This is a genomic window from Streptomyces sp. NPDC037242 (assembly GCF_055604165.1).
This window is the reverse complement of record NZ_JBVJUY010000027.1, coordinates 1-22070: the sequence shown is the minus strand read 5'-3', so window position 1 is coordinate 22070 and position 22070 is coordinate 1. Positions and strand designations below refer to the sequence as shown.

The following is a 22070-nucleotide window of genomic DNA, read 5'->3' as shown; positions in this document are numbered from 1 at the left end:
CTGGAGCAGGGTCGGACCCAACGGCCCGAGATCCGCTGCGGATCGTCGTCGCCGATGACGCGGTGCTGCTGCGCGAGGGCCTGGTCCGCCTGCTCGTTGAGGACGGTCACGAGGTGGTGGCGGCGGTCGGTGACGGTCCTGCCCTGGTCGAGGCGGTGCTCGCACACCGCCCGGACGTGTCGGTCGTCGATGTACGGATGCCGCCGACCCATACCGACGATGGTCTGCGGGCGGCGATCGCGGCCCGCAGACAGTTGCCCGGCACCCCCATGCTGGTGCTCAGCCAGTACGTGGAGGTGTCCTACGCCGCCGATCTGCTCGCGGACGGTTCCGGCGCTGTCGGCTATCTGCTGAAGGACCGGGTCGCCAGGATCGAGGAGTTCCTCGACACGCTGGACCGCGTCGCCCACGGCGCGACGGTGCTCGACCCCCAGGTCATCGCTCAGTTGCTGGCCGGGCAGCGCCGCGGCAACGCCCTTGGGGCGCTGACCGTACGTGAACGGCAGATCCTGGCGCTGATGGCGGAGGGCTGCTCCAACACGGCCGTCGCCCGGCGACTGGTGGTCTCCTCCAGCGCGGTGGAGAAGAACATCGGCAACATCTTCGCCAAGCTCGGACTGCCGCCCGACGACGCCCAGCACCGCCGGGTACTCGCCGTCCTCACCTACCTCAAAGGCTGACGACAGCTCGCTTCCACAGCATGAACCTCACCACCATCTGAAACACCCTCCGCAAGGCCGGCGGCGAGGGCGGTGCGGTGCGGGCCAGGGGTGGGTTCCCGGTCGCCGGGCTCGGTGGAACTGCGGTTCTCGCGTACGCCCGGCGATGCGCCGAACGCCAGGAACGCCAACGCGGGAGCCATCGTGACCCCCGCGCTCACCGCGGCTGCGGTGGCCGGGGTGGCGAAGGTGAGGCCGACCGCGGCGGCGGCGGTGACCAGCGCAACGGCGGCACCGTACGCGGCGACGGTGAGGCGGATCAGGCGTAGCCGTTCCGCCTCCGGTCGTCGGGTACGGCTCAGGAGCCAGGCCAGGGAGGGCAGCAGCAGGACGGCGTGCATGGTGACGGCATGGGCGGGGCGCAGGAAGCCCGCCGACCGGTAGGCCTCGGCCACGCGGCCCGCGCCCTCCAGTGTCAGCCCGTAGGCGATCATCACTGCTCCGGTCGCCATGGAGGCGGTGAGCGCCACCAGTCCGGCGCGGAGCGCGAGCCGCATGCTGGGGGCGGCCGTCGGGTGGGGGCGCAGTGCGGCGACGGTGAGTGCGACGACGACCGCGATGAGGGTGACGCCGCCGGCCGCGAGGGCGCGAGTGACGAAGGTGTCGAAGGTGGTCTCGGTGTTGAAGTGCGAGGGGACACCGCGCCATGCCTGCAGGGTGATCAGACCGGTCTCCAGCAGGGACGCCGCGGTGAACGCGCCCAGGAGGAACGTACGGGTGCGCGCGGCGAGCGGGAGGAGCCGGCAGATCCAGGTGACGGTCAGCACGCTGGTACCGAAGGACAGCCCGAAGGTGATCGGCTTCCGCCAGGAGACGGGGCCGTCCCACGGGCCGCCGGCGAGCAGGAGGACGACCGTGTGGAAGGCGGCCGACGCGAGCAGTAGCAGGGCCGCACCGACGGGGATCTGCCAGGCCCAGCGCGATTGCACGGGCGAGGTTGCGGTGATGCGTTCGTCCGCGGTGATGCGTTCGTCCCCCGTCATGTGCTCGCCCGCCGTCATGCGTTCGCCCGCGGTGCGGTCGGGTGCGCGCGGAACAGTGCGAACGCGGCCCACACCAGCCATGCCGTGCCACCGAAGCGGACGACGGGCAGCAGGTAGCCGAAGCCGATGGCGAGGAGCGTGAGGGTGGCGGCCAGTCCGGCGGCGGCGATGACCAGCCCCGTGGTGGCGCAGGCGCGCGGCAGGGTCCCGCTCCCGCGGGCCGCCAGACAGGTGCCTGCCGCCAGGAGCGCGAAGGACACGGCGTATCCGACACCGCCGGCGAGGAAGGACAGGTCCGCCAGGGCACGTGCCAGGGCTGCGGGTGCGTCTTCCGGAAGCCGGCCGAGGGTCCAGGTGAGCGCGGCGCTGGAGGCCAGTGCGCCACTGGCCAGCAGTCCGCCGGCGAGGACTGCTGCCGCCGCGGCGCCCTGATCCTGCCCCCGCCGCACCAGCCGGGCCAGGGTGGCGGCCACCGGCACCAGGAGGACGGCGGAGACGAGCAGCAGGAAGGCGCCCAGGTCGATCGCCGTGCCGTGGTCGCGTACGTACCGGCTCAGGATGTCGCGGCCGGAGGCGTCCGGCTGCGGGGTGGCGCGGTTGGTGACGACGTACGCGGCGGTGAGTACGGCGTAGGAGAGCGAGACGGTGAGCAGCGCGACGGCGCCGCGCGGGCGCGGGGCCGCGCCCCGGAGCGAGTCCGCGCGGGACCCGTGGACTGATGTATGCATGACATCTCCTGGATCATCGGTGAGGGCGATTCGTGCGGGATCCCGCGGGTGGTGTGGGCGCGGAACCCCGCTGCGCGACAGCCAGAATGCCGCTGCGGGGGCGCCCTGGTCGTCCCGCGGCGGGAGGCGGTGCGGCTACTCCGCCGGGAGTAGTCCGCACCGCGGTGTCTCCACAACGCGGCGGGTACGGTGCCGTGCCGGGCGGCACGGATCAGGCGGGATCCGGAACGGACCGCCCGGCGGCCGGAGTACGCGCAGGCCGCCGCTCCCGGGACGCCCGCTCGTCGGCATCCGCCAGCCAGAACCAGACCGGCGGGAAGACCAGCTCGATCACGGCCAGTGCCACCTGGAACCAGTGCGGCCACCCGTGCACCGCCAGGGACAGCAACCGCCCCGCGCCGCCCAGCAGGAACACCGCCGCCAGCCACCGCACCACCTTCGCCGGGACGGGGTCCTGTCGGGCCGCCCACAGCCAGGCCAGCCCGTACCCGGCGAAGATCGCGCCGAAGAACCGGCCCAGGCTGTCCAGAGTGGGACCGGCGTCGGCCTCGCCCGGAATCGCGGCATTGCCGCCGGCCACGTGGAACAGCCCGATCGCCACGCAGGCGACGCCCATCACCCATGCGAACACCCGGAGCGCCTTGGCCATGACTCCACCCCCTTAGTTGACGTGTGTCTACTTAGCTTTGGCGTCAGGGTAGCCCTCTTTGATAGACGTGTGTCAAGTAGTAATCTGGGTGCGTGCCGCCCCGCCGACGCCTGACCCCTGCCGACCGCCGCGCCCAGCTGCTCGCCGTCGGCACCCGGCTCTTCTCCGCCGCGCCGTACGACGACGTACTGATGGAGGACGTCGCCCGGCAGGCCGATGTGTCCCGCGCCCTGCTCTACCAGCACTTCCCGAGCAAGCACGCCCTCTTCGCGGCGGTCTACCAGCAGGCGAGCGACCGGCTGCTGGAGGCGACCACGTTCGACCCCGGCGCCACGCTCGTCGAGCAGCTCACCCAGGGCCTGGACGCCCACCTCGACTACTTCATCCCCAACCGCCACGCCGTCCTGGCCGCGAACCGGGTGCTGGCGGGCGACCCTGTCATCCAGACGATCATGACGGACGAACTCGACGCCCTGCGCTCACGCCTGCTCGGTGTGCTCCCGCTCGACGACGCACGCACGCACGCCGCGGTCTCCGCGGCACTGCAGGCCTGGCTCGTGTTCGTCCAGGTGCTGTGCGTGGACTGGCTCACGCGCGAGACCTGCACCCGCACCGAGTTGCGGGACACCTGCATCGGCGCGGCGGTCGGCGCCCTGCGCCCCCTGCTCTCCGAGGACCCCGCCCCGGACTGGCCGCCCGCCCCGCCGGCCTGAACCGGCCCGACCGGCGGGCCTGGTGAAACGACGACCCTCCCGCCCTGTCGCGTCAGGGCTTGGTCAGGCGGACCGTGTCTCCCGTGCGGTCGGCCGCGAGGACTTCGATGCGTACGCCCGTTGCGGGGTCGGTGAAGCTCTGCCCGGGGGCGTACGCAGCCGGGGCGCAGGCGGTCGGAGAGGTCGGGGTCGGGCTCGTGATGCGTACCGGGCCCTCGCCCGTCGGGATGGCGGAGTCGACCTTGTAGATGAGGACGCCGGTGGAGCAGGCGGCCGCGTCGTTGCCCTGGGCGCGGCGGGACTCCGCCACGTACGCCGTCGTCCCGCCCGTACGCACCACGGCGATCTTGGTTCCGCCGGGCCGCTCCACCGGGGTCAGCCGTACCGTCCGGCGGCCGGACGCGGGCAGGCAGGCGACCTGGTCGTCGCGGGTCCAGCCGAGTTTCCAGGAGTGCCAGCCGAGGTACTGCGGGGCGTGGCCGGCGATGTCTCCCATGACGTCCCAGCCGCCCGCGTACTGGTGGGTGGCGCCGGTGAAGGAGTAGAGGTCGGGCAGGCCGAAGGTGTGGGCGGTTTCGTGGGCCGCGACCTTGTGGCCCCAGCGCCACATGTCCTGCCCGAAGGTGACGGCCCATTTGAGGCGGGTGCCGTCGGCGGTGATGCCGGGCGTCGCCGGGTCGTAGAGGTAGGTCGGGGAGAAGGGGATGGCGGTCGCCCTCCTGGTGGGGACGACGTAGACCATGTCGTAGCGGGAGAAGTCCGCGTAGGGGTCCGCGGCCGTGATCGCGTCGCGGAGGTACTTCTCGTGGGCCTCGAAGGTGAGGCCGCGTGCGAAGCCGTAGGAGGTGGAGTCGGCGGGCATCCGGATCCAGCGGCGCAGTGGGGTGTTCTCCAGTCGCAGACGACCGTGGCTCGCGCGGCCCATCCAGTCGGCGGCCGGGGCCAGGTGTGCGGCGTACGGCTCGGTGGAGTCGATGGCCGGGGCGTCGGGGAAGTCCACGTACAGCGTCAGGACGCGGCGGGTGCCGGTGGCCGGCTGGAACTGGGTCCGGTCGGTGTCGTGGCCCTCGTCCGTCCAGCCGGTCCGGCCGGGGAGCGCACAGCCGGCGGCGGGGGGCGGCGAGCCGGGGGCAGCGGCCGCGGTGGGGGCGGACAGGCAGGAGATGAGGGCGACGGCCGTGGCGAGCGCCGGCAGGTGGTGGTGGAGCGGAGTGGTCATGTCTCTCCCGTCGGAGGCGAGTTGGGTGGTACGAGGCACCAGGCGCGCCGGGCGCGAGGCACCAGTACGCGGGCGTACGAGGGCCTACGCGCGGCCCGCGGCCAGGTCCATCAGGCGGGACAGCACGCGGCCGCCGGAGGCGGTGACGCCGTCGTGCTCCCATTCGTTGGTGACCCACACCCGGGTGGCGCCGACCTCGCGCGCGGTGCGCAGGGAGAGCCCGGCGTCCACGTACATGTCATCGTGGTAGACGAGTGCGGCGAGCGGGACCCGGTTGGCGGCGAGGCGGCAAGGGTCGTACAACGGTGGCCAGTCGGGGCGTTCGGCGAGCAGATCGGCGGCGTCAGCGAAGGGGCGCAGGCCCTTGATCTCGCGGAACATCCAGGGGTAGATCATTTCTCCGGTGAGCAGGAGGGGGTCGGCGTCCTCGGCGAACTCGCGGAAGGCGGCCATGGCCCTGGACGCCGCCCAGCCGGTCGGTCCCGCGCCCTGACCGTAGAGGGTCTCCTGCAGGACGGCGAAGAGCGGGTTGTCGGTGAAGCCGGTCAGTGTCATCACCTGGTGCAGGAACGTGTCGGTCGGTTTCCCGGCCTCGTCGAGGGATTCGTCGAGCAGCCAGTGGATCCGCTCGAAGCCGTCGCCCATGCCGAGGGCAAGGCCGAGCGTGCGCAGGCGGTGGGGGGTGAGCCGGTCTCCGTCGGGCAGACGGACATCGGCGACGGCCAGGAGGCGGGCGATGTCGCGCAGCCGGGCGGCGTCCTCGGGGTAGCGGGCGTAGAACTCGCGGACGCGGTCCCGCACCCGGGGGTAGGTGCGGGCGTAGACCTCGTCGGCGGTGGCCGAGAGGCCGGGCAGGCCGCCGGTCACGTAGCACGCCCGCAGGCCTTCGGGGGCCCGGGAGAGGTACGTGAGGGTGACGAAGCCGCCGTAGCTCTGGCCGAGGGTCTCCCAGGGCTCGTCCCCGCACAGCCGGCGGCGGATCAGTTCGGCGTCGGCGACGATCGAGTCGGCGCGGAAGTGGGCCAGATGGCCGGCGAGCCGGTCCGGCGAGGCGAAGCGGGAGGCCGCCCGGGCGGTGACGGGGGTGGAGCGGCCCGTGCCGCGCTGGTCGAGGAGCAGGACCCGGTGGGTCTTGAGGGCCTGCGGCAGCCAGCCGGGCGAACCAGCGGAAGGCCTGGGGGACTTGCCGCCTGGGCCGCCCTGAAGGTAGAGCAGCCAGGGGAGTTGCCGTCCCGCGTGGCGTACGTCGCCGACCTCCCGGGCGAAGAGCTGGATGGTCGGGCCGTGGGGGGCCGCGTGGTCCAGGGGGACGGTGAAGACGTGGTCGACGGTGGCGTAGGCGGGGTTCATGGGTCCCTTTCGCGGCCGGGGTGACCGCACAGTGACGTGTGACGTTGCATCACAGCGTGGCGCGGTCAACGTGGGCCATGAAGCCCTCACTTGCCCATAACGCCGCGCTATGGAAGCGCGACATTTGTGGGTGCCATTTCACATAACTATGTTACGGGTCACATTCCACCGTCCTCAGGACCCCGACTGCTCACGGAGTGACCACCGATGAAGAAGCGCACGCTCCACGCCGTCGCCACCGCCCTGGCGGCGACCATCGCCCTCGGCACGGCCGGCTGTTCCGACGACGGCCACTCCGGCGGCAGTCAGCAGAACAAGGACGGGCGGAACGGAAGGGACGGGAAGAACCCCGCACTCGCCAACGCGGGGGCCACGGTCGGCGGCACTCCGCAGAAGGGCGGCACGCTGACCGTCCTGTCCAACCAGGACTTCACCCACCTCGACCCGGCCCGCAACTGGGTGATCGGCGACATGGACTTCGGTACCCGGCTGCTCTACCGCACCCTGGTCACGTACAAGGCCGAACCGGGCGGGCAGGGCGGAGAGTTGGTCCCGGACCTCGCCGAGGACCTCGGTGTGCCGTCCAACGGAGCCAGGACATGGACCTTCAAGCTCAAGAGGGGCCTCACGTACGAGGACGGCACGCCGATCACCGCCCAGGACGTCAAGTACAACGTGGAGCGGTCCTTCTCCCCCGACCTGCCCGGCGGCCCGGACTACGCCGCCCGCTACCTGGCCGGCGCCGAGGGCTACCGAGGCCCTGCCCAGGGGCAGCATCTCGACTCCGTCAAGACCCCCGACGACCACACGATCGTCTTCGAACTCCGCAAGCCCTTCGCGGAGTTCCCCAACGCCACCGTCCTGCCCACCTTCGCCCCCGTGCCCGCGGCCCAGGACAAAGGCGCCCAGTACGACAGCCGCCCGTTCTCCTCGGGCCCGTACAAGATCGAGTCGTACGACCGCGACAAGCGGCTGGTGCTGGTCCGCAACCCCCACTGGGACCCGGCGACAGACACCGTCCGCAAGGCCTACCCGGACAAGCTGGTCGTGGTGATGGGGCTCAGGGCCAACCAGATCGACGACCGGCTCATCGCCTCGGAGGACGTGGACGCCTCCGCCGTCTCCTGGGGCAAGCTGCGCCCCGAGAGCACCCCCAAGGTGCTCACCAAGGCCGACGTCAGGGCGCGGCTGCTGGCCGAGTACACCAACTGCACCGAGATGGTGCAGATGCACACCGGCCGCGCCCCCTTCGACGACGTCAGGGTGCGCCAGGCCGTGCAGTACGCCCTGGACCGCGAGGCGGTGCTGACCGCCTCGGGCGGCCCGGCCCTCAACGACCCGGCCACCGCGCTCATGCCCGGCTCGCTCTTCGGCGGCCGACAGCCCGACACGCTGGGCATCCCGGTCACCGGTGACGTGGAGAAGGCGAAGCGGCTCCTGAAGGAGGCGGGCAAGCCCGAAGGGTTCACGACCACCCTCACCGTCTCCAACGGTGACAAGGGGGTTGCCGAGGCGGTCCAGCAGTCCCTGGGCCGGGCGGGGATCAAGGTCACGATCGACGCCGTCGACCCCTCGGCCTTCTACGACACCATCGGCGACACCAAGAACCGCGCCGACCTCGTCTACACCGGCTGGTGCCCCGACTACCCCTCAGGCTCCACCTTCCTGCCCTTCCTCTTCGACGGCCGCTACATCAAGGAGAAGGGGAACTCCGGCAATCACTCGCTCTTCCGTGACGAGGCGACCATGAAGCGGATGGACGAGATCGCCGCCATGACGGACACGGCGCGGGCCAACGAGGCCTGGCAGCAGTTGGACGGGGAGATCCTCGCCAAGGCCCCGACGGCGCCCGCCGTCATCGAGCGCATGCCGCTGCTGCTCGGCACCAACATCGCCGGCGCCTTCGGCCACACGTCCTTCGGCGGCCAGCTCGACTATGCCACCCTCGGACTCAAGGACCCGGCGAAGAGCGGCACCTGACCCCGCTCCTGCGACTTCGCGATGGCGGAGTAATGGCGTGTGACATTTCACATAGGATTGATGGGAGCCGGCTCCTGTCCGAAGGCCGTCGCCGCTCCATAACATGCGCGGCATGGAACTGGAGGTACGGCACCTGCGGGTGGTGTGCGCGATCGCCGAGGCCGGCAGCCTCACCCGGGCCGCCGCCACGCTGTCCATGACCCAGCCGGGCCTCAGTACGCAGTTGCGCCGCATCGAGTCGATGCTCGGCGGTGTCCTCTTCGACCGGCGCCGGGCCGGAGCCACCCCGACGGCCTTCGGCGAGTTGGTGCTGGCCCGGGCGCACGCGGTGCTGCCGGGCATCGACGCGCTCCTCGCCGACACCGCCCGCGCGGCCCGCCACCTGGCGTCCCCCGACCGGGTCCGCGTCGGATCGGTCGGCGCTCCCCTCATCGGCCACCTCGTACTGGCCGTCGGGCGGTTGCTGCCGGAGGCCGAGGTGACGTCCCGGTGCCACTACTCCCCCGTCACGCTCCTGGACGACCTCGCCGCCGGCCGTCTGGAGGCGGCGGTCCTCGGCGACCACCCGGAGCAGGTCCTGCCGCCGCGCGACGGGGTGGTTCTCACCCCCCTGGTCACCGAGCCCGTCTTCGCGATGCTGCCCGCGGCCCACCCGCTGGCCGGCCAGGAGGCCGTGTCCCTGACCGAACTGGCCGATCACGACTGGGCGATGCCCCGGCCCGACGGCGACCGCACCCGCGAGTACTGGTCCTCCGTGTGCGCACTGACCGGCCGCCGCCCCTCCGCCCCGCACGAGGCCGAGGGGCGCCAGCTGGTCGAACTGGTCCGCGCGGGCCTGGCCGTCAGCCTCTGCCAGGCCACTTTCCCGCAAACCCCCGGAATCGCCGTCCGTCCCCTGTCGGGAAACCCGCTCTGGTACCGCCACGTCCTGGCCTGGCACCGTGACGGCCCGCTGGCCGCCCACGGCGAGGACATCCTGCGCACGGTGGCGGCCGGCTACCTCGACACCTGCGCCGCCAGCCCGGTCTATGCCGACTGGCGCAGACGGCACCCGGACCGCGCCGACGGGCAGGCCGCGGATCAGGCGGGGAGGCGGGTCCACGCACCGACCAGTTCGGCCAGGTAGACCGCGCAGGGGGTGGTCCGGAGTTCCTCGCGGAGCCGGGCGAGCAGGGTGTCCGGGTCGAAGTCGCCCCGCGCGACCACGCCGGACTCCTCCGCGAAGGGGAGCGCGGTGAGCAGCGTCTGCCCCAGCATCACCACGGCCGATTCCTTGTCCTGCGGCGTGGGCACCGCCACGGCGAGCTCGGGGCCCGGTAGCCCGGCCTCCCGGAACAGGGAGTACAGCCGCTCGCCCGTGTCCAGGGTGCGGCCCGCGGCGCGCAGGCAGTCGTTGCCCCACCGCCGCCGCCACGGGGCCGAGCAGGCTGCCCAGCGGTTCCGGCATCCGGCTCGGCCCGGTCGCCACCGCCGCGTTCGGATCGCCCTGGCGCCACATGTGGTTCAGGTAGACCAGCGGAGCCAGCAGCCGCTGCGCCTCGGACGCGGGCACCAGCCCGGCGTGCCGCACACGGCCCACGTCCAGGTCCGCGTCCTGCTCCAGGTGCGCAGCCCGGCAGGCGAACCGCTCCCGGAACGCGGCCGCATCCCCTCGGGCGTACTGCGCGGCAGCCGCCCGGCACAGGTCCGCGACCGGGCCCCGGAAGTCGGGTGCGTGCTCCAGCAGGAACCCGGTCCGGGTGGAGGCCAGCGCGCCGATCGCCCGCAACGGCCCCAACTCCCGGAAACAGGAGCCGTCTTCGTCGCCGGGCAGAGGTCTTGCGAACAGGGTGTCGCGCCGCTCGCCGCTCAGCACGACCAGCGGAACCTCGATCAGCGCACCCCGCACACCGGCTCGCCGACCGGCAGCAGATCGGCGTCCAACTCGGTGATCGGCACCCGGACGGGCGGGTCTGCCTGGCGGAGGTGCGCCAAGCACCCCAGGAGCAACCGGAATCCGACCGGGAAGCGACCGGGCAGGACCCTGCGACACCTGGCCGGCGGGCCTAGGGTGTGCCCATGGCCACGGCCGTCAGAACGCTTGCGGGCGTGATCACGCGGCCCGATTCTTGGGCCATGGCACAAGAGATCCAAGAATATGACGTCCCGTCAATCACAGGGGAGTTACGTACGGTACGGCGGGTCGGAGTGGTCGGGCTGGACGAGGCGCAGTTCCCGCTGTTGACCTCCGTGACCGTCGCCCAGCCCGGCCTCGCGCCCGGTCCGGTGCCGCTCGCGATCGAGCAACTGCTGCTGCGTGCCGTGTCCGGGCTCGACGGGGACCTGTACGCGGCCGCGACGCTCACCCTGGGCCTCACCCCGGACCTGCGCGACGCACCCCCGTACGAACGGCGGCGGCGGGCCGCCGAGGTGTACCGCCTCAGCAACGAGCGTTTCCGCAAGAAGCAGGAGATCGAGGTGCTCAAGCAGGTTGCCCAGCAGATCTGCCGGCTGGCCGCGTCGAACGAGCCGGCGGGGCCGACCGTCCGTGAGCCGGAAGCGGCGCTCCCGCCCCGGTTTCGACAGCACGTCCTGCACTGCCGCGACCAGGGCCGGCCCCTGGACGTCACGCTGCACATCCGGTCCGTAGCGGAGCTGACCGACATGGACGTCGTCGTCTCCCCGTCCAACGTCCATCTGGAACTGCCGCCCATGCACAAGGGGTCCGTGGCGGCCGCCCTGCGCCGCGCCGCCGCCCGCCGGGACGCCGCGGGTGACGTCGTGGAGGACCCGCTCCACGACGAACTCCGGGCCTGGCGCGAGCGGTACGGGGCGATCCGCCGGCCGGTGCACCCCGGAACCGTCGCCGCGACCGGCTCCGGAGCCCTGATCACGCGCGGCATCCGGCGCATCTACCACGCGGCCGTCGCCGTACCGCACGCCGGTACCAACGACTACGGGGTCCAGGCCCAGGACATCGCCACCGCCGCGAGGCGCGTCCTCGACCTGATGGCCGAGGAGTCCGCAGAATTCGCAGAGTCCGCAGAATCCGGGGCGGCCGCAGAGCCCGGGCGGTCCGTGCCCGGCGGCCGCCCGCTGCGTTCCGTGTGCTTCCCTCTGATCGGAGCCGGCCGGGGCGGGCTGCCTCCCGCCACCGCCGCGAACGCGCTCGGCGCGGCGCTCTGCGCGCACCCGCGGCGGGACATCGCCGTACACCTGGTGACCCGCCGCATCAGCGTGGCCCACAGCATCGCCGAAGCGCTCACCGGCGAGCGCCTGCGCCTGCCCGGAGGGACCCGGTGAACCCGTTCACGACCCTGTCCGCCTTCGCCGCCGCCTGGCAGCGCCTGGCGCCTCTGCTCGACCAGGCGGCCACCGCCCTGCTGGGCGCCGAACTGGCCGCGCTGCGCGCCCTCGCCCCCGGGACGCGGGCCGCCGAGGAACTCGCCCGGCAGGCCGTGGAAACCGTACTCTCGGGCCTGCCGGAGGACGACGCGGCGCACCTGCGCGGCCGGTACGGCGAAGGCGGGCGCTTCTGGGACGGCCCGCAGGAGCCGCCCGGCCCCCCGGGGTTCGAGTGGGCCGACCTGTGTCTGCTCGTCGTCGACCGCAACCCCATGGTCGGCCCGCTCCTCGGCCCCGTACGCGACCGCCTGCTGCGCGAGCCGGCCCTGGGCGCGGAGCAGCTCGAGGACCTCGGCGGGGATCCCGACGACGACCGGCTGATCCGGCTGACTGACCTCGCGGGCGCCGCACGCTACCCCGCCTTCCAGTTCGAGGCCGCGGGCATGCCCTACCGGGCGGTCCTCGACGTCAACCTCCTGCTGGAGTCGGGCTCCGACCCCTGGGGCGCGGCCGAGTGGTGGCTGTCCGGGCACACCTGGCTGGGCACCGCGCCGGCCCGGCTGCTCGGCTCCGGGCGGGACGACGTACTGCGCTCCCTGGCCGCGGCTCTGCGGGACCCGGCCGAAGGGGGGTTCTGAGGATGCCCAACACACCGCCTCCGGAATTCCTTCCGGGGGTTCCGCGGCGCATCACCTACCCGGCGGGGACCCCCGTACTGCGCGTCCACTCCACCCGCCGCCCGCCGGCCGGCTTCAACCCCGTCCCGGCCCGGAGCCTGTACGGCGGCGGGCGCTTCGACAGCACGCCCTACCACCCGTACGGCTTCCTGTACGTCGGCCTGCACCTGGGAGCGACGGTCAGCGAGACCTTCCTGCGCTCGCTCCCCTTCCCGGCGGACGGCGGGCACCGGATCGTCCCGCGCTCGGCCGTCGCCGGGCGGAGCCTGTCCTTCCTGCGGCTGGTCCGCGACACGGAGGTGGTGTCGCTCCTCAGCGCCGGGGATCTGGCCGCCGTCGCGCAGGACACCTGGCTGGTGCAGGCCGAGGCGGCCGACTACCCGCAGACCCGGGACTGGGGCCACTGGATCCGCGAGCAGACCAAGCCCTGGGCCCAGGGCTTCGTCTGGCGCTCGAAGCGGGAGCCCGAGGGCGAGGTGGCCGTGCTGTTCGAGGACCGGTGCGACGGTCCGGCCGTCGAACCGTACGGGGTGGCGGCCCAGGACTTCGACACGCCGGGGGGCGAGGAGTGGCTGAACGGCGTCCTGCGCCGCTACCACGCGCAGGTCGCCCCGCCCGCGGCCGGAAGGGGACGCTGACGTGCTGCCCGACCCGTACGACCTCACCCCGCTGCTGCACGAGTTGCAGGGCGCCGCCGGCAGCGGGTCCTACGGCCGCAGCGAGCTCGCCGCCGTACGGGCGGCCGTCGCCCGGGCCGCCGGCGAGACGGACGCCGACCGGGCCTTCGCCGTGTTCGTGGAGCGGTTCCGCGGGCTCGAACCCGGCTTCAGGCGGGCCAAGTTCGCCGGGGACCTCCTCCAGGTCGCGGCCGTCGCCCGGTACCGCGGCCCCCACCTGGACGCGCCCGCCCGCCAGGAGCTCCTGCACGCGGGGCTCGGCGCCTTCGACGAGACCCGCTGGCGGGAGGTCCTGCACAACGCGGCGATGGTCCTGGAACTGTGCGACCAGGACGCCGACTTCGGCGCCGCGCCGTCGCTCGGGGAGGGGACCACCGGCCGCAGCGTCGACCCGGCCGACCCCGCCTTCTCCAGGGCCGCCCGCTTCCCGGCGGCGGACCCCTCGAAGGCCGCGCTCCTGGACGCCGCCCAGCAGGCCGAACGCGCCCAGCAGAGCGGCGGCGAGGCCGAACTGGAGGCAGCCGCGGCCAAGTTCGCGAGCGCCCTCGCCCAGGTCGAGCTCGATCCGGGCAACCGCGCCTACTTCACGGCCTTCCACGCCACGCTTCGCGCCGAACTCGCCTACCGTCGCAATGACACCGACGAACTGGCGACGTGCATCCTCGACCAGGAGAACGCACTGCGCGGGGTCCCCGAAGACCACCTGGACCGTGCGGGCGCGCAAGCGTGGCTCACCAACGACCTCGGGAAGCAACGCCTGCTCGCAGCCCGCGAGTCGGGCACCCTGCCGGCGCCCGCACCCCTGCCCGAACGCGCCGCGCCGCCGCCCGGCGCGCCGGCCCACGAGGTGCTCGACCACGCGATGACGCTCATCGCCGACGCCGTCGCGGCCCTCGACCCCGAGCGGGCGCGTACGGGCATCGGCCTGCTCACCGGCTGCCTCGCGCAGCTGGACCCCAGTCCCGACGGCCCGTACGGCGCGTACGGCGCGTACGACCCGTGGGTGCGCTGCGCCACCGCCCTCGGCTCGGCGCACCTGCTGCGGGCCGCGCTGCTGCGGGACTCCCACCCCGGGCTGCTGGCCGACGGCACGCCGCTCGCGCGGGAGATCGTGGACCACATGGTCCAGAGCACCGTCCTGCTCGAACGGGCCCTGGCGGCGAGCGGCGGACCCGCGCATCCGCAGTGGGCGACCATCGGCACCAGCCTCGCCAGCGGGTACCGGTACCGCTCCCTGCTGCCCGGCCTGACCGCCCGCCAGCGGGATCAGTTGCGCGCCAGGGCCCGGTCGACCGGGCTGGCCGCGCTGCCGGGCTTCGCCTGGAGCGTGCTCCTCCAGTCGGGTACCGACCATGCGACGCAGGCGGGCTCGCGCGCCGCCGAACGGGCCCTCGACATCGCGCGCTGGTGCCTGGAGGACGAGCGCCCCGCGGAGGCGGTACAGGCGCTGGACGCGGGCCGGGGCCTGCTGCTGCACGCGGCCCGGACCGCCGCGACCGTACCGGACATGCTCACCGAGCTGGGGCGGGCGGACCTGGCCGCGCAGTGGAGCAGCACCACGCCCGCGGCGAGACTGGTCACGGCCGGCGGCCCCTTCGGCGTGGGGGACCTGAACGCGGGAGGGGACGAGCGGCCCGTACCGCTGCGCCGCGAAGTGCTCGACGCCCTCGGGCACTCCCCGTACCGCAGGCGGCTGCTGGACCCGCCGGCCGCGGAGGAGATCGGCGCGGCCCTGGACAAGACGGAGGCGGGCGCGCTCGTCTACCTGATCCCCGGAGGCACGGACGGGCTGCGGGACGAGCCGGTGCCCGGTGCGGCCGTGTGCGTACTGCCCGACGGCAGCCTACGCACGATCCGACTGCCCGAACTGCTGCCCGAGGCCCCTGAGTTCAGGGAGTACCTGGACCTGGCCCCGGCCGGCGGCGGGAGGATCGCGGGGACCCAGCAGGACCACGCGGCGGCGGTCGCGGCGACGCAGGCCGCGACGCCCGACATCCGGCGCGCGGCCCTGGACCGGCTGTGCGGCTGGGCGTGGGACGTGGCGGTGCGGCACATCGTCGACGCCCTGGGCTCCTCGGCCGCGGAGCCGTCGGTCGTGCTGATCCCCGTGGGCGTGCTGGGCCTGGTGCCGTGGCACGCGGCCTGGCGGGAGGTACGGGCGGGGCTGCGCGGGCGGACACGCCGGTACGCCGTGCAGGACCTGCGCATCTCCTACGCCCCCTCGGCCCGCATGCTGTGCGGAATCGCGGACCGCGGCCCCCGGACCCCGCGGGAGCGGGCCTCGGGACCGGTCCTGGTGGTCGGCAACCCCGAGGGGAACCTCGAACACGCCGGCCGGGAAGCGGCGGCCGTCCACCGCGTGTTCCATCCGCACGGGGTGCTGCTGGAAGGCCCGGCGGGCACGGCTCACGAGGTCGCGGCCCGGCTGCGCCGCAGTCCGGGCGGCATCCTGCACCTGGCCTGCCACGGGCTGGTGGAGCCGGGCGGCCGGCACAGCGCGCTGCTCAGGCTCGCCCACGGGACACGGCTGAGCGCCGAGGAGGTCGCGGAGTCGGCCGGTCGTCTGCCGACGGCCGACGAGGTGTTCCTCGCGGCGTGCGTCACCCAGGTGTCGGGGCGCGGGCACGACGAGGCGTACAGCCTCGCGGCGGCCTTCCTGGTGGCGGGTGCCCGATCGGTGGTCGGCACCCTGTGGCCGGTTCCGGACGGTTCCACGTCCTTGCTCATGTACATGACCCACGATGCGATGTGCCGCGAGGAGCTCTCCCCCGCCCGCGCGGTCCACCGGGCCCAGCTGTGGATGCTCGACGAGGAGCGCGTGGCCCCGCCGGGGATGCCGGATCAGCTCGCCGCCCTGGTCCGCGACGTGGTACGGGACGACGTGGCGGGCTGGGCGGGGTTCACCGCGCTGGGGTGGTGAGGCGGGGTGGGGACGCGCCGCCCGGCCCGGCGGCGCGTCCCCCGCTCAGGGCACCCGGGTGTGCAGGGCGACCATGGTGGTGCCCCACCGCGAGGCGGCGGGCAGCGAGGGCGAGTAGTGGGCGGAGACGTTGCGCGCGCGGCGGGCCGGGGGGCTCCAGACGGGCAGCCGGAAGGGGTCCAGGTTCAGTTCCGCGTCGGCGACGATCAGTTTGAGCCAGTCGGTTACGCAGGCACCGCCGACCTGGGGGCGGCCCGGCGGCAGGAACAGCCAGACCGGCTTGCCCTGCTGGACGAGGACGGAGCGGTCGGGGCCGATGAAATCGGCGTACAGGCCGGGGTCGCAGGCGTATTCGTCGGTGAGGTCGAGCAGGGTGCACCACAGCGGGTACGCGGACGTGTTGTTGATCGCCACGCGCACCCGGGGTGGGTTCCCGTCCCGGTCGTAGGTGAGCGCGACCTCTCCGCCGGGTGCGGGCAGCGGCTGACCGTGGACGTCCGCGACCTCGATGCGGACCTGCTCGGACAGGGAGGGGTCCGGGTTGGTGAGGGCCCGCAACTGGTGCCAGCGCGCGAGGTGTTCCAGCAGGTCGACGACGGCCGCGGCGTCCTCGGGGCCGTGCAGCGGCAGCGGGGCTGCGGCCGAGGGGTGGCCCGCCGCGCCGCGCACCCGGACCTGTCCGGTGGCCGCCTCGGCATGCCCGTCCACGTCTACGTCGAGGACGAGGCCGAGCCCGGCCGGGGAGTGTGCCGCCGTGTCGGCGGTCAGCAGCGGCGAGGCCCCGACGGCACGCAACAGCGGTTCCACCAGGCCGGGTTGCCCGTTCAGCCGTACCCGCACCGGGGCGAAGGCCAGGGCGGAGGGAGTGACCGGGTGGGCGCGCACCAGGTCCCCGGGGCCGGGCAGCCAGCCGACCGGACTGACGAGGCACCGCTCGGCCTGGACCTCATGGACGCGTACGGTCCGCGACGGGGCCGCACGGCGGCCCTCGCACTCGGCGTAGCCGCCGCTGTCCCCGGCGTCCGTCAGCACGAACTCGGCGCCCACCGAGGCCAGTCCGTGGGCGGCCCCGCAGTCCACCTCCCACCCGCGGACCCCGTCGTGGCGCAGCCGGTACGGGGTGACGGGCGCGGCGGCGCCGGACAGGAAGCGCTCCCCGCCCGGGCCGTGCAGGGTGGGGTGCTGCTCCAAGGCCGGTCCGGGCCGGGCACGCAGGGACCTGGCGACGGCGGCTTCGACGACGGAGTGCAGGGCGCCGTAGGTCGGGTCGACGACACCGCCCGTACGCAGTGCGGCAAGCAGCGCGTGAGTGAACTCGCCGTGCATGCGCTCCCGTTGAACGGTTGCAGGGTCGGGCCAGTAGCCCCAGTCGGTGGACTGCCCCGATTCGTAGGACTCCTCGTTGAGCCTGCTAGCAGCGAGCACGGTGTGCCGGCGGGGCCGCTCACCGCCCGCGTCCAGGGCGTCGCGCGTCGCCGATCCGCTCGGCGCGGGTGTCCACCACGGCTGCCAGTCCACTCCGCGCGGCCGGACGCCGCGGCTCGCCCCACCGGAGAAACAGCAGTCCAGGACGGCCAGTACGTGTACGCCCCGCCCGGCTGCGGCGTCGAGGAGGGCGCCCAGCTCCTTGTCCGCGAAGTACGGCTGTCCCCCGTCGGCGAGGCTGTCGGCGCAGACGAGGACCTGGTCCTCGCCGGTGCCCTCGCGCAGGTCGCCGGGGGCCGAGGGGAACCGGCTGCCGTGTCCGCTGAACCAGAACAGCACGGTGTCGCCCGGGCGGGCGCGGCCCAGGTGGTCCGTGATGCCCGATGCGACGGCGTCGCGGGTGGCCCGGGCGTTGTACAGCGAGACGAACTCCGGTGACCAGCCGGGCCGCAGCCGTTCCTGGAGGAGCGAGCGCGCGGCCGCCACGTCGTTCACGCAGCCGGCCAGCGCGTTCTTGGGGTACTCGTCGATGCCCACGAAGAGGGCGAACAAGGAAGGCATGGCGCGAGCATGGCAGAACCGCGGAACTGCCGTACTGTTGCGGCCGGTTGCCGCCAGGGCGCCTTCCGGGCGCCTTCCGGGCGCGTCCCGGACCCCGCATTCCCCCGGCTCCCCCGCGTGCTGAGAATGACCGGCAGCACGCCCCGATTCCTCGGGCCGCCATGCAACGCAGAAGGGATCCACCGATGGACGAACGCCGCCCCACGCCCCCGGGGCCGACCGTCAGATCTGCCGCGCCGCTGCGGACGGAGGCCGCGATATGAGCTTCATCTGGGCCCTGATCGTCTGGCTGGTGCAGATGGCGGGCACATGGGCGCTGGTCGGTCTCAGCATCGTGCTGATCTTCCGGCGCACGTCCATCTCGGCCTTCGCGGTGGCCCGCTCCCTGGCCACCGCCGCGGTGGTCCTGACGCTGGCCCACCGGTACGGCTTCGCCACCGACGGGGTGATGGGCTGGATGAACGCGGTCGCCGCCAAGTACTCCGTCATGGCGGCCGTGGCGGGCGTCGCGCTGGTGGTCCTGGCCTCGGTGTACGTGTCGGTCGGGCGCCCCGGGGCGCGCACCGCCCGCTTCCTGCGGCTGTTCTTCGTACGGCACGAGGGCGGAACCGCTCCGGGGCCCGTCACGGTGCTGCTGGCGCTGCTGGCGGCCGCCGGCTTCCTGTTCTGGTCGATGCAGGCCATCAGCGGCTACGGCTCCGAGTTCGTACGCCTCCTGTGCGCCATCGTGCTCTTCCCCCCCGCGGTCGCGTACCTGCTGCTCGTCCCGTTCAGCGTCGCCGGTACGGTCTTCAACGCGGCCAACGCGCATCCCGCCCTCCCCGCGCTGGCGGCCCCGTTCGTGGCGGTGGCGGCGGTCGTGACCGACCGGTTCGTCGGAGGTGTCATCGCCACCCCGGACAACCTCGGCGACCCGCTGGCCCTCGCCGGCCTGGTGACGGTGATCGGTCTGAGCGCGGCCGACCTGGTACTGCTGCGCAGGCGCGGCCTGGGCCTGACACAGGACCCGCCCGAGCCGGCGCCGAGGCACCGCGCCGGGCGGGATCCGGAGCCGGAGCCGGGGCCTGTGCCCGGGTACGCGCCTGGGCCCGGGTACGCGCCTGGCCCCGGGCCCTCAACCGCGCCGGGGAGCGGCTATTGGGAGTGACGCCCCGCCTGCGGGCGTACGGACTACCGGGCGGTCCGCACGCTCCGGGCGAGCGTGGTGTACGCACCCCAGGCGTCCAGCAGGGGCGGGCGGGACCACCGTCCTGCGCCTCACGGAGCCGGTGCGCAGGACGGCCGAGCGCACCTCGGCCGGTGGGGCCGCGGGGAACTCGGACGGCAGGAGGGCGACGGTGCCCGCCTCGAACGGGGCGGCCGCGCTCGTACCGGTGAGCACCAGCGGGCGGCCGTCGGCGCCGAGGCCCGCGATGCGTTCTCCCGGCGCGCCGATGCCCCGTACTCCGATCGATCCCCCCAGGTTGGACAGGTTCATCGGCAGCCCCCGCGCGTCGTACGCGACCACCGGGACGGTCCACGGGTGCCGGGTGATCACGGAGGTCCCGAGCGCGCCCTGGTTCCCGGCCGCCACGACCGTGATCACGCCGGCTGAACCTCAGCGTCGCGCCCGAGTGGCCGTCCAGTACGGGAAACCGAGAGCTGGAGTGGGCACTGGACCACGCGGCACACCGCTGGTGCCCGGCGCCGCGCGGCCCGCGCCGCCCGGACCCCGCACTCGCACTCGCACTCGCCCAGGCCCGGTACGAAGTCTGCGGCGTCGCACCGGCCTTCGGCCCCTAGCCGAGTAACTAGAATTATTGTCTAGAAACTTACTCTACAAACAGTCCGTGTGGGGGCCACGCTTCAACCCTGCGCCGGGTTCCGGCCCCGATACACACGGAGGATCAATCCATGTCCATCCCACCGCAGCGGGAACCCCACGGAACCACCCGGCGGGGAGCCCTCAAGGCCGGCATGGGCTTCGCCCTGGGAGCCGGGCTGCTCGGCGCCGCTCCCGGCACGGCCGCCGCCGACGGCCGGCGGGCCCCGGCGGCCCTGCTCCAGACCGGCACACCGCTGTGCGAGCAGCCCGGCGACTCGGCGAGCAGGCAGGGGCTCGGCTCCGGGGACCTCGCCATCCCGTACTACCGGGAACACGACAACACCTGGGGCTACGTCTTCGGTGACGCCTGGCCGGAGCCCGCGCTGGGCGGGCCCACCCTCGGGTGTCCCGTGATGCTGAACCAGGACCGCTTCGACGCCTCCGGCCGGACCCCGATCTCCTTCACCTGGGCCATGCCCACCGGCGGTGACGCCAGGCAGCTCTTCGACTACCAGCACAACCAGGACAACGGGTACGGCTACGAGACCAGCCGCATCCCCAACGACTGCATCGAGTTCGGCGGTCGCACCTACATCCAGTACACGTCCGTGACCACCTGGGAGCCGCCCCACGGGTACGACGGCTCCCTCATGTCTGGCGTCGCCTACTCCGACGACTTCGGCATCACGTGGCACGACTACCCGTACCACTGGCCCGGCGACGTACAGGGCGCCAACCAGTCCATGTACGGCATGTGGTCGTTCGCCGGCATCGACCCCGACGGCTGGCTGTACATCTTCTCCAAGCGCTGGAACGGCAGCCACCGCAACTGGGGCGACGGCGGCGCGATCCAGCTGTTCCGGATCTGGCCCGACGACTTCCGCGCCGGGAACTTCGGCGCACAGCAGAACTGGGCCTTCCTCGACGGGCGTTGGCAGTGGACCACCGCCGTCGGCCCGTCGGTGATCCTCTCCGGGCACAACATCGGGGAGTTCTCCGTCAAGCGCATCGGAAACCGGTACTGCATGAGCTACTTCGACGTCGACGACTACTCGATCTGCACGCGCACCGCGGCCCGGCCGGACGCCGCGTGGAGCGCGCCCACCCCGCAGATCGTCGGCGACGCCAGGCCTCCGCACCACTGGGGCAGGCCGCAGCTCCCCTTCCTCTACGGCGGGTACATCCACCCCGGCAGCGCGAGCTCGACGTCGCTGACCCTGATCGCCTCGCAGTGGGACGTGGCGGGCAAGTCGGCCTATCGGGTCCTGCAGTACGACGGCATCAGGCCGTAGCCGTAGCAGACATCGCATGGCGGACAGCGGATACGGCGACCATGGAGGTGGCGGCGTGAGCGGGATCGTGATTCACCTCCCGGCGGATCCGGACACCGGAACCGACGGCGACGGGATGACCATGCGGCTCGGACCGGGGGAAGTGGCCCGGTTCGGCCGGGGCTCGGCCGCGGTCCCGGTCGAGCTGCTGCTCCACGACCCGGCGGTCTCCCGGCTCGCCGGGGAGATCCGGGTGACCCAGGACCACTGGCAGCTCACCAACCACAGCCCTACCCAGAGCTATCTGGTGGAGAACCCGGAGGGGGCCGGGGAGTACCTACGGGTGCCGCCGCGCCGGGCGGCGGCCCCGATCCCCTTCGAGTTCGCCCGGGTCGTGCTGCCCGGGCGCGGCCGGGCGGTCGCCTTCCAGGTGTTCGCACCCGGACACCTCTACCTCGACCGCCCCGGCGTGGACGGCCCGTGGGGCACCCGCACCCTCACGGCCTACTCCCTGGACGAGACCGCCGCCTACTTCCTGGTGCTCGTCGCACTGTGCGAGCCGCGGCTGCGCGACGAATCGGCCATCGCCCTCCCGACCACGCCCCAGGTCGTCGAACGCCTGCGCAATCACCCGGAGTTCGGGCAGCTGACGGCCCGCGCGGTCAGTTCGCACATCGACTACCTCGCGGGCGACAAACTCCGGCTCGCCGAGCCGGCCGACCCGGGGCGCGGCAGCCGCCGCAACGGCAAACGGGAGGCCCTCGTCGCCCTCGCACTCCGCTTCGGCCTGGTCGGCGAGGAGCACCTGACCCTGCTGCCGCCCCGCCCCCGCGGGGGCGCGCCCGTCCTGACCGGGGCCCGGTCGTGACCTTCCGGGCCGCCGGGCGGGCTAGGGGGTGGGGGGGGGGGGGGGGGGGGGGGGGGGGGGGGGAGAGAAAAAAAAGAAAAAAAAAAAAAAAAAAAAAAAGAGAGAGGTGGCAGAGACACCCCCCCAACCCCCCCACACCCCTCCCCTCCCCCCCCCCCCCCCCCCCCCCCCCCCCCCCCCCCCCCCCCCCCCCCCCCCTCTG

The 22070-nt window shown here is 73.4% G+C and carries 19 protein-coding genes; 11 read left to right on the top strand and 8 right to left on the bottom strand.

Translation table 11 applies throughout. The features are described from left to right. Nucleotides 1-35: 35 nt before the first annotated feature. Nucleotides 36-680, top strand: a complete 645-nt coding sequence (locus tag ACZ7GJ_RS27655) for a response regulator transcription factor (RefSeq protein ID WP_470755682.1) — start codon at nucleotides 36-38, stop codon at nucleotides 678-680. On the opposite strand, the gene ACZ7GJ_RS27650 is transcribed toward ACZ7GJ_RS27655, so the two are convergent. From ACZ7GJ_RS27650 to ACZ7GJ_RS27640, 3 genes are all read right to left on the bottom strand, one after another. After that, nucleotides 665-1720 (bottom strand): hypothetical protein, encoded by a 1056-nt coding sequence (locus ACZ7GJ_RS27650; RefSeq protein ID WP_470755610.1) that lies wholly within the window; start codon nucleotides 1718-1720, stop codon nucleotides 665-667. The genes ACZ7GJ_RS27655 and ACZ7GJ_RS27650 overlap by 16 nt on opposite strands. Then, nucleotides 1717-2430 carry a DUF4386 domain-containing protein gene (locus ACZ7GJ_RS27645; RefSeq protein WP_470755609.1) on the bottom strand — a complete coding sequence of 238 codons (714 nt, stop codon included), beginning with the start codon at nucleotides 2428-2430 and terminating at the stop codon, nucleotides 1717-1719. Before ACZ7GJ_RS27645 ends, ACZ7GJ_RS27650 begins: the two co-directional genes overlap by 4 nt. A 211-nt stretch (nucleotides 2431-2641) precedes the next feature. Continuing rightward, on the bottom strand, nucleotides 2642-3079 hold the full coding sequence (locus ACZ7GJ_RS27640; RefSeq protein WP_470755608.1) for a DUF4345 domain-containing protein: 438 nt from the start codon (nucleotides 3077-3079) through the stop codon (nucleotides 2642-2644). A gap of 92 nt (nucleotides 3080-3171) precedes the next feature. Between ACZ7GJ_RS27640 and ACZ7GJ_RS27635 the strand changes: the two genes are divergently transcribed. Then, a complete protein-coding gene (locus ACZ7GJ_RS27635; protein ID WP_470755607.1) occupies nucleotides 3172-3792 on the top strand; it encodes a TetR/AcrR family transcriptional regulator in 621 nt (206 codons plus the stop codon). Between the two features lie 52 nt (nucleotides 3793-3844). On the opposite strand, the gene ACZ7GJ_RS27630 is transcribed toward ACZ7GJ_RS27635, so the two are convergent. Further along, nucleotides 3845-5011 carry a M6 family metalloprotease domain-containing protein gene (locus ACZ7GJ_RS27630; protein ID WP_470755606.1) on the bottom strand — a complete coding sequence of 389 codons (1167 nt, stop codon included), beginning with the start codon at nucleotides 5009-5011 and terminating at the stop codon, nucleotides 3845-3847. 84 nt (nucleotides 5012-5095) lie between these two features. Next, a complete protein-coding gene (locus tag ACZ7GJ_RS27625; RefSeq protein WP_470755605.1) occupies nucleotides 5096-6361 on the bottom strand; it encodes an alpha/beta fold hydrolase in 1266 nt (421 codons plus the stop codon). 207 nt (nucleotides 6362-6568) lie between these two features. Here ACZ7GJ_RS27625 and ACZ7GJ_RS27620 point away from each other — a divergent pair, with 207 nt between their 5' ends. Both ACZ7GJ_RS27620 and ACZ7GJ_RS27615 read left to right on the top strand, forming a co-directional pair. Beyond that, on the top strand, nucleotides 6569-8341 hold the full coding sequence (locus tag ACZ7GJ_RS27620; RefSeq protein ID WP_470755604.1) for an ABC transporter substrate-binding protein: 1773 nt from the start codon (nucleotides 6569-6571) through the stop codon (nucleotides 8339-8341). A gap of 112 nt (nucleotides 8342-8453) precedes the next feature. After that, on the top strand, nucleotides 8454-9467 hold the full coding sequence (locus ACZ7GJ_RS27615; RefSeq protein ID WP_470755603.1) for a LysR family transcriptional regulator: 1014 nt from the start codon (nucleotides 8454-8456) through the stop codon (nucleotides 9465-9467). Here the strand turns inward: ACZ7GJ_RS27615 and ACZ7GJ_RS27610 are convergent. Continuing rightward, nucleotides 9422-9640 (bottom strand): hypothetical protein, encoded by a 219-nt coding sequence (locus ACZ7GJ_RS27610; protein WP_470755602.1) that lies wholly within the window; start codon nucleotides 9638-9640, stop codon nucleotides 9422-9424. The genes ACZ7GJ_RS27615 and ACZ7GJ_RS27610 overlap by 46 nt on opposite strands. A gap of 888 nt (nucleotides 9641-10528) precedes the next feature. Between ACZ7GJ_RS27610 and ACZ7GJ_RS27605 the strand changes: the two genes are divergently transcribed. From ACZ7GJ_RS27605 to ACZ7GJ_RS27590, 4 genes are read left to right on the top strand one after another with little or no spacing between them, the layout of a single operon-like run. Beyond that, complete coding sequence (locus tag ACZ7GJ_RS27605; RefSeq protein ID WP_470755601.1) at nucleotides 10529-11623, top strand: macro domain-containing protein; 1095 nt, start codon at nucleotides 10529-10531, stop codon at nucleotides 11621-11623. Beyond that, nucleotides 11620-12303 carry a hypothetical protein gene (locus tag ACZ7GJ_RS27600; protein WP_470755600.1) on the top strand — a complete coding sequence of 228 codons (684 nt, stop codon included), beginning with the start codon at nucleotides 11620-11622 and terminating at the stop codon, nucleotides 12301-12303. The genes ACZ7GJ_RS27605 and ACZ7GJ_RS27600 overlap by 4 nt, the downstream gene beginning before the upstream one ends. 2 nt (nucleotides 12304-12305) lie before the next feature. Continuing rightward, nucleotides 12306-12980 carry an RES family NAD+ phosphorylase gene (locus ACZ7GJ_RS27595; RefSeq protein ID WP_470755599.1) on the top strand — a complete coding sequence of 225 codons (675 nt, stop codon included), beginning with the start codon at nucleotides 12306-12308 and terminating at the stop codon, nucleotides 12978-12980. A 1-nt stretch (nucleotide 12981) separates the two neighbouring features. Further along, a complete protein-coding gene (locus ACZ7GJ_RS27590) occupies nucleotides 12982-15939 on the top strand; it encodes a CHAT domain-containing protein (RefSeq protein ID WP_470755598.1) in 2958 nt (985 codons plus the stop codon). 45 nt (nucleotides 15940-15984) lie between these two features. Here the strand turns inward: ACZ7GJ_RS27590 and ACZ7GJ_RS27585 are convergent, their stop codons facing one another. Beyond that, on the bottom strand, nucleotides 15985-17925 hold the full coding sequence (locus ACZ7GJ_RS27585; protein WP_470755597.1) for a caspase family protein: 1941 nt from the start codon (nucleotides 17923-17925) through the stop codon (nucleotides 15985-15987). Nucleotides 17926-18184: 259 nt separating this feature from the next. Here ACZ7GJ_RS27585 and ACZ7GJ_RS27580 point away from each other — a divergent pair, with 259 nt between their 5' ends. After that, nucleotides 18185-19072 carry a hypothetical protein gene (locus ACZ7GJ_RS27580; RefSeq protein WP_470755596.1) on the top strand — a complete coding sequence of 296 codons (888 nt, stop codon included), beginning with the start codon at nucleotides 18185-18187 and terminating at the stop codon, nucleotides 19070-19072. Here the strand turns inward: ACZ7GJ_RS27580 and ACZ7GJ_RS27575 are convergent. Beyond that, nucleotides 19040-19510, bottom strand: a complete 471-nt coding sequence (locus ACZ7GJ_RS27575) for a S8 family serine peptidase (protein WP_470755595.1) — start codon at nucleotides 19508-19510, stop codon at nucleotides 19040-19042. The genes ACZ7GJ_RS27580 and ACZ7GJ_RS27575 overlap by 33 nt on opposite strands. 308 nt (nucleotides 19511-19818) lie before the next feature. On the opposite strand from ACZ7GJ_RS27575, the gene ACZ7GJ_RS27570 reads away from it, so the two are divergent. Both ACZ7GJ_RS27570 and ACZ7GJ_RS27565 read left to right on the top strand, forming a co-directional pair. Continuing rightward, nucleotides 19819-21021: a DUF4185 domain-containing protein gene (locus ACZ7GJ_RS27570; RefSeq protein ID WP_470755594.1), complete on the top strand. Its 1203-nt coding sequence runs from the start codon at nucleotides 19819-19821 to the stop codon at nucleotides 21019-21021. A gap of 55 nt (nucleotides 21022-21076) precedes the next feature. Next, a complete protein-coding gene (locus ACZ7GJ_RS27565; protein ID WP_470755593.1) occupies nucleotides 21077-21868 on the top strand; it encodes an FHA domain-containing protein in 792 nt (263 codons plus the stop codon). The last annotated feature ends 202 nt before the right edge of the window (nucleotides 21869-22070 follow it).